Source organism: Streptomyces sp. JLBG701 (assembly GCF_058544905.1).
On sequence record NZ_CM178588.1, the window covers coordinates 1946181 to 1958292 of the forward strand.

The 12112-nt window shown below is 71.1% G+C and carries 12 protein-coding genes; 6 read left to right on the forward strand and 6 right to left on the reverse strand.

Going from position 1 to position 12112, the window contains the following annotated elements:
- Positions 1–215 precede the first annotated feature (215 nt).
- Positions 216–608, reverse strand: a complete 393-nt coding sequence (locus AC5DRG_RS08875) for an ankyrin repeat domain-containing protein (protein WP_491809445.1) — start codon at positions 606–608, stop codon at positions 216–218.
- 198 nt (positions 609–806) lie between these two features.
- Between AC5DRG_RS08875 and AC5DRG_RS08880 the strand changes: the two genes are divergently transcribed.
- Together AC5DRG_RS08880 and AC5DRG_RS08885 are read left to right on the forward strand one after the other, a co-directional pair.
- Positions 807–1001, forward strand: coding sequence for a hypothetical protein (locus AC5DRG_RS08880; protein WP_352180492.1), 195 nt, complete (start codon positions 807–809; stop codon positions 999–1001).
- Positions 1002–1041: 40 nt separating this feature from the next.
- A complete protein-coding gene (locus tag AC5DRG_RS08885) occupies positions 1042–2610 on the forward strand; it encodes a hypothetical protein (protein WP_491809446.1) in 1569 nt (522 codons plus the stop codon).
- A gap of 10 nt (positions 2611–2620) precedes the next feature.
- Here AC5DRG_RS08885 and AC5DRG_RS08890 read toward each other — a convergent pair whose 3' ends face one another.
- Positions 2621–4120 (reverse strand): SCO1417 family PLP biosynthesis transcription factor, encoded by a 1500-nt coding sequence (locus AC5DRG_RS08890; RefSeq protein ID WP_491809447.1) that lies wholly within the window; start codon positions 4118–4120, stop codon positions 2621–2623.
- Between the two features lie 98 nt (positions 4121–4218).
- Here AC5DRG_RS08890 and yczE point away from each other — a divergent pair, with 98 nt between their 5' ends.
- From yczE to AC5DRG_RS08910, 4 genes are all read left to right on the forward strand, one after another.
- Positions 4219–4872: a membrane protein YczE gene (yczE, locus tag AC5DRG_RS08895; RefSeq protein WP_491809448.1), complete on the forward strand. Its 654-nt coding sequence runs from the start codon at positions 4219–4221 to the stop codon at positions 4870–4872.
- Positions 4869–5636: a glycerophosphodiester phosphodiesterase family protein gene (locus tag AC5DRG_RS08900; protein ID WP_491809449.1), complete on the forward strand. Its 768-nt coding sequence runs from the start codon at positions 4869–4871 to the stop codon at positions 5634–5636. The genes yczE and AC5DRG_RS08900 overlap by 4 nt, the downstream gene beginning before the upstream one ends.
- 56 nt (positions 5637–5692) lie before the next feature.
- Positions 5693–7039: an MFS transporter gene (locus AC5DRG_RS08905; RefSeq protein ID WP_491809450.1), complete on the forward strand. Its 1347-nt coding sequence runs from the start codon at positions 5693–5695 to the stop codon at positions 7037–7039.
- A 267-nt stretch (positions 7040–7306) separates the two neighbouring features.
- Positions 7307–7681 carry an RNA polymerase-binding protein RbpA gene (locus AC5DRG_RS08910; RefSeq protein ID WP_003977404.1) on the forward strand — a complete coding sequence of 125 codons (375 nt, stop codon included), beginning with the start codon at positions 7307–7309 and terminating at the stop codon, positions 7679–7681.
- Between the two features lie 204 nt (positions 7682–7885).
- Here the strand turns inward: AC5DRG_RS08910 and fxsA are convergent, their stop codons facing one another.
- From fxsA to AC5DRG_RS08930, 4 genes are all read right to left on the reverse strand, one after another.
- Complete coding sequence (gene fxsA / locus AC5DRG_RS08915; protein WP_491809451.1) at positions 7886–8461, reverse strand: FxsA family membrane protein; 576 nt, start codon at positions 8459–8461, stop codon at positions 7886–7888.
- 72 nt (positions 8462–8533) lie between these two features.
- The gene (locus tag AC5DRG_RS08920) at positions 8534–9334 is read right to left on the reverse strand and encodes a polyprenol monophosphomannose synthase (RefSeq protein ID WP_491809452.1); all 801 of its coding nucleotides are present in this window, start codon (positions 9332–9334) and stop codon (positions 8534–8536) included.
- A 536-nt stretch (positions 9335–9870) separates the two neighbouring features.
- Complete coding sequence (locus AC5DRG_RS08925) at positions 9871–11469, reverse strand: amidohydrolase (protein ID WP_491809453.1); 1599 nt, start codon at positions 11467–11469, stop codon at positions 9871–9873.
- A 150-nt stretch (positions 11470–11619) separates the two neighbouring features.
- The gene (locus AC5DRG_RS08930; RefSeq protein WP_491809454.1) at positions 11620–12060 is read right to left on the reverse strand and encodes an Lrp/AsnC family transcriptional regulator; all 441 of its coding nucleotides are present in this window, start codon (positions 12058–12060) and stop codon (positions 11620–11622) included.
- Positions 12061–12112: the final 52 nt, after the last annotated feature.

Genomic DNA, 12112 nt, shown 5'->3' on the forward strand with positions numbered 1-12112 from the left:
CCTCTGCCTCTCGTCGGTGGCCCATGCGGGCCGCATCACGGCCCGCGCGGTGCGGCAACACCTGCCCAGCCATCGCGTCCGTAAATCACGACGTCATGATGACCCGGCTCTTCCACCTGCCGCGACCGAAATTTCCGGCGGCCCCGTACCGCCTCCCCCGTTGTCCTTGTTCTTCCTGTTCAGGAAGTCTGTTTCACCTGGTCAGGACGTTCGGATCAGTGTGCACCGAACAATTCCAGCAGTTCTGTCTTGCCGAACATCCGAGCCGTGTCCATGGCCGACGGAGTGCCCGCTCCCGGGTCGGCGCCGCCGTCCAGGAGCGCCTTGATCACTGTCTGCTCACCCTTGAAGACGGCCCCCGCGAGCGGGGTCTGGCCTCTGTCGTTGACCCGGTCGGCCTCGGCGCCGCGCTCCAGCAGAGCGCGCACCGCGTCGGCGTGCCCGTGGTAGGCGGCGAGCATCACGAGCGAGTCGCCGCGGTCGTTGGTGAGGTTGGCCGGAACGCCCGCGTCGACGTACGCCACGAGCGCCTCGGTCCGCCCCTGCCGGGCCAGATCGAAGATCTTGGTCGCCAGCTCCACGACCTCCGGGTCGGGGGCTTCAGTCATCGCCGGGACCGCCTCTCACTAGTACGGGTGAATCGCCAGGGTACTGGCTCCCCGGGCACATGACCGGACGCCTCCAAGGCTCCGCCATTCGGGGGAAATTCAACGAAATTCACCCGCTTGCACCTTTTGTCGTATGGATACATGCTGTGAGCCTGGAAGAACTCATGGTGACTGTCCCCACGAACCAGGAGATCTCAAATGATCCTCTCCATGTCAGGCGTCGTCCTTCTCGGCATCATCGTCTTCCTCTTCTTCAAGAAGGACGGACTCAAGGCCTCCCACGCCCTGGTGGCCACACTCTTCGGCTTCTACATGGCCAGTACGGCCATCGCCCCGAGCATCAAGGCCGGCGGCGAGAGCCTGGCGAGCCTGCTCGGCGGCATCAAGTTCTGACGCCGTCCGTCCCGTCCGTACGCACCTACAGGAGACAGCAGTGGCCCGGCGCCCTCTCCCTCGCATCCTGAGCACAGGCAGCACGCAGATCGCCCGGAGCCGGGAGCTGGCCCGGACGGCGGCCGACAGCGCCACCGACGTCCTCCATCCGCTGATCACGATCACTCGCGGTCTGCGCCGGCTGGCCTCGGCCGGGCGGCGCAAGTGGGCCGACACCCCCAAGGACAAGCGCGGGCCGCTGCTTTTCCTGGCGGCGTCGGTGGTCCTGGTCGTGGCGCTGGTGCCGTACGGCCCGCTGCTCGCCGTCATCAGCCTGATGGCGGCGGCAGCCTGGCAGGGCCGGGACCGCACCCCCGCGGCACCGGAGGGGCCGGACGAGTCCCAGACCCAGCGCCTCCAGTCGCTGTACGAGGCCCTGGTCCCGTACTTCTCGGCCGCCGAGGACCCGGCTCCCCTGTTCGCCCACGGCGGCGACTGGGACAAGGCGTTCCCGGCGTACGAGTTCGACGCCACGAACCGCGTCTCCCACCTGGTGATCCACTACCCGGCCTACTTCACGGACGGCGAGGCCGAGTCCCGGGCCCGCGTCGAGCAGCTGCTCACCGCGAAGTCGGGCCGCGGCCGCGAGTACCACTTCACCTGGGACGAGGAAGGCAACCAGCTCACGGTCAGCGTCCTCGCCCCGCTCCCCACCGACGTCTGTGCCCAGCGCTTCGTCACCGCACCGGGCGAGACGGTCCTCGGCTTCACCGACCCCACCCAGGTCCAGCGCACGCTTCCTCTCACCTACGGTGAGGAACAGCGCGACGTCCCGCCGGTCGTCTGGCGCACCGGCATCCGCTCCACCGAGCCGCACCTCCTGGCCCTCGGCGAACCGGGCAGCGGCACGACAACCCTCCTGCGCTCCATCGCCCTCCAGGCCCTCCAGTACGGCGACGTCCTGATCGTCGAGGGCAGCGGCACCGGCGAGTACGCCTGTCTCACCGGCCGGAACGGCGTCCTGGCCGTCGAGTGCGCGCTGACCGGGGCGCTGGCGAGCCTGGAGTGGGCCACCCACGAGACGGAGCGCCGGCTGATCGCCGCCAACCGCGCCCGGCAGGCGGGCCATCCGGCACCGGACGACACCAGGCGCCCCCTGTGGATCCTCCTCGACCGCCCGAGCGCGCTGGGCCACCTGGCCGCCGCCGACGGCCGCACGGACCCGCAGTCCCTGCTCCAGGTCCCGCTTCGGCACGGCCGCGCCGCGAACGTCACCGTGGTTGTGGCCGACCAGTTCGACAGCGTGGACGCGCTCAGCGACGCCGTACGGCAGCACACACGCGCGCGTGTCGTCCTCGGCCCCGCCACGGCCGACCAGCTGGAAGCGGTCCTGGGCGCACCCCCGCACACGACCCCGGTCAAGGACGTCGCCCCCGGCCGCGGCTATGCCCGTCTGGGCACCGGCCCGGTCCACCGCCTCCAGGTCCCGGCGACCCCCGACCCGTACGACGAGGCGACGAGCGACGCCCACCGCCAGGCGGTACTGGAACTGCTCCCGCCACGGACGACACCGGCGGACGCGGAGCCGGAGCCGGTAGCTGCGGAGGCAGCTGCGGTCGAGCCCGCATAGCCGCGGACGGCTACGCCACGAACATCCTCGGCGCCTCCGTCCCCGCGGTCCCCCCGCTCTCCACCAACCGCGCCGCCGCGGCCAACCGCACCGCCGCCTCCTCCGCCACCGCTCCCCCCACGGTGAACGGCAGCCGCACATACCCCTCGAAGGCACCGTCGACCCCGAAGCGCGGACCGGACGGCACCCGCACGCCCACCCGCTCCCCCGCCTCCGCGAGCCTCGACCCCGACAGACCCCCCGTACGCACCCACAGGGTGAGCCCACCCCGAGGCACCTCGAACTCCCACTCGGGCAGCTCCCGCCGCACAGCCGCCACCAACGCGTCCCGGTTCTCCCGGGCCTGCGCCCGCCGCACCTCCACGGCCTGCTCCCAACCCCCGGTGCTGAACAGCCAGTTCACGCCCAGCTGCTCCAGCACAGGGGTGCCCAGATCGGCGTACGCGCGCGCGGAGACCAGGCTGCGGATGATGTCGGGCGCGGCCCGCACCCACCCGATGCGCATCCCCGCCCAGAAGGCCTTGCTCGCCGACCCCACGGTGATGACCGTGGACCCGGCCGGATCGAAGCCGCACACCTGCCGCGGCATCTCGACCTCGGGGTCGAGCCACAGCTCGGTCATCGTCTCGTCGGCGACGAGCACCGTCCCCGCCGAACGGGCCGCGTCCACCAGCCGCCGCCGCTGGTCCTCGTCGGCGAGCGCGCCGGTCGGGTTGTGGAAGTCGGCGACGACGTACGCGATCCGGGGCGCCGCGTCCCGCAGCACCTGCCGCCAGCGGTCCATGTCCCACCCGGTGAGCCCCTCGGCCATCGCGACGGGTACGAGTCGGGCGCCGGCCTCCCGCATCAGCTGGAGGATGTTGGCGTACGACGGCGACTCCACGGCGATGCGTTCGCCCCGCCCGCCGAAGAGGTGGCAGATCGCGTCGATCGCGCCCATCGCACCGGTCGTCACCATGATCTGCTCGGGCATGGTCGGGATCCCGCGCGCGGTGTAGCGCTCGGCGATCATCGACCGCAGCGCGGGCAGCCCGGCCGGATAGTCGCCGTGCGTGTGCGCGTAGGGCGGCAGTTCCTCCAGCGCGCCCTGCACGGCCCGGGTGAGCCACGGTTCGGGGGCGGGCAGTGACGCGCAGCCCAGGTCGATCACCGAGCCGAGGGCCTCGGGGGGCAGCGGCTCAAGACCCCGCGCGGGCACGGGATTTCCGGCCGGCACCGCGGTCCAGCTGCCCGCGCCGCGCCGGGACTCCAGGAAGCCCTCGGCCCGCAGCGCCTCGTAGGCGGCGGCGACGGTGGTGCGGCTGACGGAGAGGGACAGGGCCAGCTCACGCTCGGCGGGCAGCCTGGCCGCCACCGGCACCCGGCCTTCCAGCACGAGCAGCCGAACGCCGTCGGCGAGCGCGCGATAGGCGGGCGGACGGCGTGTGCCGGGGCCGGCGGGGCGCTCCTGCTGGGAGTTGAGCAGTCGGGCCAGCTGAGCTGCCCCGATCGCCGAGGTCCACTGCGCCATGGAAATCAGTCCACCTTCCCCGAATTGGCCATGGATGACGTTCGTTCTCAAGCCACAGGGTGTCACGAACCAGGCCACTACCACCACCAGGGGGCACCTTGTCCACGCGGAACCGTCTCGGGCGACGGTTGATCCAGCTCTACGTCGGCCTCACGCTCTACGGCGCCAGCTCGGCCCTGCTCGTCGAGGCGGACCTGGGCCTGGAGCCCTGGAACGTGCTGCACCAGGGCCTGGCCGAACTCACCGGCCTGACGATCGGTGTCGTGTCGATCATCGTGGGCGCGGCGGTGCTCCTCCTGTGGATCCCGCTGCGCCAGCGCCCCGGCCTCGGCACGGTCTCCAACGTCTTCGTGGTCGGCGTCGCCATGGACGGCACGCTCGCGCTGGTCCCCGAGGCGCACGGCCTGGGCGTACGGATTCCCCTGCTGCTGGCGGGGATTGTGCTCAACGGCCTGGCCACCGGCCTCTACATCGCCGCGCGTTTCGGCCCTGGCCCGCGCGACGGCCTGATGACCGGCCTGCACCTACGCACGGGCCGCTCGATCCGCCTGATGCGCACAGCGGTCGAACTGACGGTGGTCGGCACCGGGTTCGCCCTCGGCGGCACCATCGGGGTCGGCACGGTCCTCTACGCCCTGTCGATCGGCCCGCTCGCCCAGCTCTTCCTGCGCATGTTCGCCGTTCCCCCGGCATCCGACGGCAGCACGGTCGTTGCCACGGGTCAACCGGAGCGGGCCATACTGCGTCCGTGAGCACGCCGATACGCCATCCCTACCTCGACCACCCCGGCCCGATCCCCTTCGCCCACCGGGGCGGGGCGGCGGACGGTCTGGAGAACACCCTGCTGCAGTTCCGGCGCGCGGTCGCTGCGGGCTACCGGTACCTGGAGACGGACGTCCACGCCACCGCGGACGGCAAGCTGGTCGCCTTTCACGACGGCACGCTGGACCGGGTCACGGACGGCGCGGGCAGGATCGCGGACCTCCCGTGGCAGGACGTGAGCCACGCGCGCGTGGCGGGCAAGGAACCGGTCCCGCTCTTCGAGGAGCTCCTGGAGACCTTCCCCGACGCGCGCTGGAACGTCGACATCAAGGCGGAGCCGGCGCTGCTCCCCTTCCTCGACCTGGTCGAGCGCACCGACTGCTGGGACCGGATCTGCGTCGGCTCGTTCTCCGAGGCCCGCGTCGTCCGCGCCCAGCGGCTGGCGGGGCCGCGCCTGGCGACGTCGTACGGCACCCGCGGTGTGCTCAACCTGCGGCTGCGCTCGTGGGGGCTGCCGGTCCCGGTCCGCCGCTCCGGCGTCGCCGCGCAGGTTCCCGAGTCGCAGTCCGGCATCCCCGTGGTCGACCGCCGCTTCGTGCGCACCGCCCACGCGCGCGGGCTGCAGGTGCACGTGTGGACGGTCAACGAACCGGAGCGTATGCACCGGCTCCTGGACCTGGGAGTCGATGGCATCATGACCGATCACATCGACACGTTGCGCAAGGTCATGGAGGACCGGGGCGTCTGGGTCTGAGCCCCCGGCAGGCCCTGGCCCTCGCACGGCACCTTCACGGGGAAGCGAGGGCATGGGTGGGCACGGACACCCTGCGGACGGAGGCGGCCGGCGAGGCCGCCGAGCGGCGCCGCGAGCAGCGCGGCTGGTACTTCTACGACTGGGCCTGCTCCGTCTACTCGACGAGCGTGCTCACCGTGTTCCTGGGCCCCTATCTGACGTCGGTCGCCAAGTCCGCGGCGGACGGGGACGGATACGTCCACCCGCTGGGGATCCCGGTGCGCGCGGGGTCGTTCTTCGCGTACTCGGTGTCCCTGTCGGTGATCGTGGCCGTCCTGGTGATGCCCCTGGTGGGCGCAGCCGCCGACCGCACCGGCCGCAAGAAGCCCCTCCTGGCGGCCGCCGCCTATGTCGGGGCCGCGGCGACGACGGGGATGTTCTTCCTAGACGGCGACCGCTACCTGCTCGGTGGCGCCCTGCTGGTCGTCGCGAACGCGGCGCTGTCGGTCTCGATGATGCTCTACAACTCCTATCTGCCGCAGATCGCCCCGCCCGAGGACCGCGACACGGTCTCCTCCCGCGGCTGGGCCTTCGGCTACGCGGCGGGCGCGCTGGTCCTGGTGCTGAACCTGGTGCTCTATCAGGCCCACGACTCCTTCGGCCTCTCGGAGAGCGCGGCGGTCCGCATCTGCCTCGCCTCGGCCGGCCTGTGGTGGGGCGCCTTCACCCTCATACCCCTACGCCGCCTCCGTGACCGCCGGTCCCAGGCCTCGGAAACCACCGGCCAGGGCTTTCGCCAGCTCGTGGCGACCGTCCGCGACATGCGCCGCCATCCGCTGACGCTCTCCTTCCTGCTGGCGTACCTCATCTACAACGACGGCATCCAGACGGTGATCTCCCAGGCCTCGGTCTACGGCTCGGAGGAACTGGGCCTCGGACAGTCGACGCTCATCGGGGCCGTGCTGCTGGTCCAGGTGCTCGCGGTGGCCGGCGCGCTGGCGATGGGCCGAATGGCTCGGCGCTACGGCGCGAAGCGCACGATCCTCGGATCGCTGATCGCGTGGACGGTGACGCTGGGGGCCGGATACTTCCTGCCGGCCGGGGCACCGATGTGGTTCTTCGTGCTGGCCGCCGGGATCGGTCTCGTCCTCGGCGGCAGCCAGGCCCTGTCCCGGTCGCTGTTCTCCCACCTCGTCCCGCCCGGCAAAGAGGCCGAGTACTTCTCGGCGTACGAGATGAGCGACCGAGGCATGAGCTGGCTGGGCCCTCTTTTGTTCGGGGTCACCTACCAGCTGACCGGAAGTTATCGGGACGCGATCATCTCGCTGGTGGCCTTCTTCGCCATCGGGTTCGTGCTGCTCGCGAGGGTTCCGGTGCGCCGGGCGATCAGCGACGCGGGGAATCCCGTTCCTGACAGGATTTAGCGCTGGAGGCGAAAGGGCGGTAGTGTACGCGTTTGGCCTGCCAGGCGTACCGTTACTGCGCGTCAAAGATGTCGAAACGCTGGGTGACATCTGCTAGCAGATGTGACAAACCGGGCGTCGGTGGGTACAACAAGGGGCGGCTACGACGGCGACGCACGACCCGGAACGGGACTCGGAACGGGAATCTTTACCGCCGACCGGACGTTGACCGGATGACGACGACAGCGACACCTGTCCTGTGGGCGACAAGCCCGGGAGGCACGATTCATGAGTGAGCGAGCTCTTCGCGGCACGCGCCTCGTGGTGACCAGCTACGAGACGGACCGCGGCATCGACCTGGCCCCGCGCCAGGCCGTGGAGTACGCATGCGAGAAGGGACATCGATTTGAGATGCCCTTCTCGGTCGAGGCGGAGATCCCGCCGGAGTGGGAGTGCAAGGTCTGCGGGGCCCAGGCACTCCTCGTGGACGGCGACGGCCCTGAGGAAAAGAAGGCCAAGCCCGCGCGTACACATTGGGACATGCTGATGGAGCGGCGGACGCGCGAGGAACTCGAAGAGGTCCTCGAGGAGCGCCTGGCCGTTCTGCGCTCCGGTGCGATGAACATTGCCGTTCATCCCCGGGACAGCCGCAAGTCCGCGTAGTCCCTTCGGGGACTGAGCGGATCAAACAACACACGCAATGACCGCGGGCGCCGTACGTGAGGTTCACGTACGGCGCCCGCGGTTTCGCGTTTGCCTGCGGGTGGGTCTGTGCTTGCCGTCCCCGGGGGCTGCGCCCCCAGACCCCCGCTTCGGCCCTGAACGGGCCTTGTCCTCAAACGCCGGACGGGCTGAGTTATGCCGGCCTCAGCCCGTCAGCGGCGGGCGCGGCCCCTGCGGGGTGTCTCCCGGCTTGTCCCTGATGACCTCGCCCGGGACCACCTTGCCGTCCGGGCGGTGCATCCGGGCCTGCTGGAAGGCGTCGCCGAGGGTGCCCGGGGCGGCCGCGCGCAGCTTGCGCTCGAAGGTGCGCTCCGCATAGCGGCTGATCGCCTTCTGGACCGGCGGGATCAGCAGGACCAGTCCCACCGCGTCCGAGATCAGGCCGGGGATCATCAGCAGCAGGCCGCCGAGCATCATCAGGCCGTTGCCCTCGCTGTTGCCCTGCGGGGCCGTCGGCGCCGCACCGCTCTGCTGCTGTTGCAGCGTCTCGGTCAGACTCCGGAAGGCCCGCCGGCCCGCCCGCTTGATGACCACGCCGCCGAGCACGAAGCCGGCGAGCAGCAGCAGAAACACCGTGAAACCGCTCGCCGCGCCCGCGACCACGGTCAGCAGCCAGATCTCCAGCACCAGCCACGCCGCGATACCCAGCGGCAGGAACGTTCGCAGCCGGGAGCGCCGGGGCCGGGCGGGGTATGTGGGAGTCGAAGCGCCAGTCGTCATGCTTCCAGTGTGCCTGGGACCGGCTCAGTGCGGGATAAGGGGATGATCAACGGCGCCTGTGAGGTCGTAGGGCTACGACTGTGCGCGCTTGCCGCGGGCTGTGATGCGGCCCACCCGCTCCCGCACGCCCCATGAGGTGACCCGCCACAGGGCCTCCACGAGGATGTCGCGGCTCATCTTCGAGTCGCCGTGCTCGCGCTCCACGAAGGTGATGGGGACCTCGACGACGTGGTAGCCGGCCTTGATCGCGCGGCGGGCGAGGTCGACCTGGAAGCAGTAGCCCTGGGAGGCGACCTCGTCGAGGCCGAGACCTTCGAGGGTCTCGCGGCGGAAGGCGCGGTAGCCGCCGGTGACGTCGCGGATCGGTACGTCGAGCAGGACGCGCGAGTAGAGGCTGCCGCCGCGGGAGATGAACTCGCGGGACCTGGGCCAGTTCACGACCCGGCCGCCGGGCACCCAGCGGGAGCCGAGGACCAGGTCGGCGCCCTTGAGGGCGGTGAGCAGACGGGGCAGTTCCTCGGGCTGGTGGGAGCCGTCGGCGTCCATCTCGATCAGGACGCCGTAGCCGTGCTCCATGCCCCAGTGGAAGCCCGCGAGATAGGCGGCGCCGAGGCCTTCCTTGCCCTTGCGGTGCAGGACCTGGACCTGGTCGTCGTCGGCGGCCAGTTCGTCGGCGAGCTTGCCGGTGCCGTCGGGGCTGTTGTCGTCGGCAACGAGCACGTGCGCGTCGGGGACGGCCTTGCGCACCCGGCCGACGATCGCCTTGATGTTCTCGGCCTCGTTGTAGGTCGGGATGATCACCAAGGCCGTGCCGATGGGGCCGAACTGCCTCCCCTTGGCCTGCGGCTCAAGGGTCCCGTCGCCGTCGTTCACTGCTGCCCCTTCGTGTCGTACACAGGGGTACACCATAGTGGCCGCTCTCTGCGGCGACGTGACAGAACGATCGTATGGAGGTGTCGATTAAACAAGAGTGGGGTAAGAGTTCACCTTCCGTCTGCTGTGTGTGCTGCGGATAGGGGCCCGGCGCCCTTCGGGCCGACCTGGGACCCGCTGGCTGCGGGTCGACCGAAAGCCGTTGTCTACTGAACGCCCGGGCCCCACCCGGGTCACACCCAGCCGACCGGCCGGAACGCTCCCTCGCTGTGGCGCGGGCGCTGAGCCTGGCTCCCAGTGGCGGTGCCCCGGTGCGGCACACCGTCCCTGACGCAGCGGCGCCGCCGCGAGTGTGCGGAGGTTCCCCGGTCGGACGTCCGGTGGTGGACTCGGCCGAACCTACCGGCCCCCTGCCATCGGCTGTCAACAGCCGTTTGACCTGCGCGTCTTCTCTCAAAGCCCTGGTCAGCGCGGAGGATGCGCAGGTCGCGCGACGGGGCGGTGGCGGCCGATCCGTAACGCGCCACCCCGGGAGATCACTCGCCCGGCCGTACGAACACGGTCCGTCCGCCCACCACGGTGCGCAGGCAGACGGGGAGGTCGGTGCCCGGGGTCAGGTCGGGCAGACCCGGGGTGCCGGAGCGGGGGTCGGTGGACCAGCGTGCGACCCGGTCGTCGGGGGCCTGGACCACGAGGGCGTCGGTGCGCCACACCGCGTAGTCCGCGGGTGCGCCCGGCACCAGGACGCCCGCGTCGTCCCGCCCGACGGCCCGCCAGCCGCCTCGGGTATGTGCCGTGAAGGCGGCGCGCACGGACACGCGGTGCTCGGGGGTGCGGTGGAAGGCCGCAGCGCGGACCGTGCCCCAGGGGTCCAGGGGGGTCACCGGGGCGTCGGAGCCGAAGGCGAGCGGGACGCCGGCGCGCAGCAGGGCCGCGAAGGGATTGAGGAGGCGGGCCCGCTCCGCGCCCAGGCGCTGGGCGTACATGCCGTCCTCGCCGCCCCACAGGGCGTCGAAGGCGGGCTGGACGGAGGCGGTCAGGCCCAGCTCGGCGAAAGCGGCGATGGTCTCGGGGGTGAGCATCTCGGCGTGCTCGACGCGATGCCGTGCGGCGCGGACGCGGGCCTGGCCGACCTTCTCCGCGGCCGCGCGCACGCCCTCGACCACCGAGGTCACCGCGGCGTCCCCGATCGCGTGGAAACCCGCCTGTAGGCCCGCCTCGGTGCAGGCGACGACATGGGCGGCCACAGCGGCGGCATCGAGGTAGGCGATGCCGGTGTGCTCCGCGTCGGTGTACGGCTCGTGCAGGCACGCCGTGTGGGAGCCGAGGGCCCCGTCCACGAAGAGGTCGCCCGCGGCGCCGATCGCCCCGAGCTCACGGGCCTTGTCGACATTCTGCTCCGCCCAGTAGCCCACGACGCGCGGCCCCAACTCCTCGGCCGCGAGCCGCAGCAGGCCCGTGAAGTCGTCCTCGGACGAGATGTCCGGGCCCGCACACTCGTGCAGCGAGCCGATGCCGAGGGACGCCGCGTGGACGAGGGCGGCACGCTGGGCCTCGATGCGCTGGGCGGGCGCGACGGAGCCCAGGGCGGTGGCTCGCACCGCATGGTGGGCGTCGGCGGTGAGCGGGCCGTCCACGGCTCCCAGGGACGTCATGTCGAGCAGGGCTGTCGTGACGACCGCCGAGTGGACGTCGATCCGGCTCAGGTACAGCGGACGCCCGCCGGTCGCCTCGTCGAGCTCGGCGCGCGTCGGCGGACGGCCACCGGGCCAGCGGGCGGCGTCCCAACCATGACCGAGCAGCACACGGTCGGCGGGCCGGGCGGCGGCGAAGTCCTTCACGAGTGCGAGGGCCGCCTCCAGCGAGGGCGCGCCGGACAGATCAAGCCCGGTGAGCGCGAGCCCGGTGGCGGTGGTGTGGACGTGGGCGTCGGTGAAAGCCGGGGTGACCAGGGCCCCATCGAGATCGACCACCTCGTCAACACCCTCGGCGAAGGCATCTGCCGCACCCTCCGACCCGACCCAGGCAACCTGCCCACGCTCGACGACCATCGCGGTGGCGAAGGGATCGGCGGGGCTGTGGACTTCGCCGCGACGGAGAAGGACGGTCTTGACCTCGGGGATGCGCTCACTCATGGGCAACAGTCTCGCGCCTGGCCGGGGTCACTCTGAACAGAGGGCACCCTCAACGCCGCCAAGGGGCGCGGGGCTGTATCAATTTGCGGCTCCGCCGCGTGGGCGCGACCAGCCACAACGAACCCGCAGCCGACATCAGACCGAAATCGCTCAAATCCTCGGTGGCCGAGCCTCATAAGGAGTCGACAAAACCACAGTCGTCCGAGTCGACACCCCGGCCAGCGACCGAAGACGCGCCAGCAACTCCTCCAGCTCATGCGGCGCAGCCACCCGCACCTTGAGGATGTAGTTCTCGTCGCCGGCAACGCTGTGGCACGCCTCGATCTCGGGCACGTCGGACAGCCGGTCCGCGATGTCGTCGGGGGCACTGGGATCGAACGGTTTCACCGAGATGAACGCGGTCATGGGCAGCCCCACCGCCTCGGGGTCGACGACCGCGGCGTACCCGCGGATGACACCCCGCTGCTCCAGCCGCCGCACCCTCTGGTGCACGGCAGACGTGGACAGGCCCGTGGCCTTGCCCAGGTCGGTGTAGCTCATCCGCCCGTCCTTGACGAGCAGCTGCACGATCTGTCGGTCCAGCTCCTCCATGCCGCAGAACCTACAGTGCGCTTGATCTCTGCGGATACCTGCACAGCCCAGG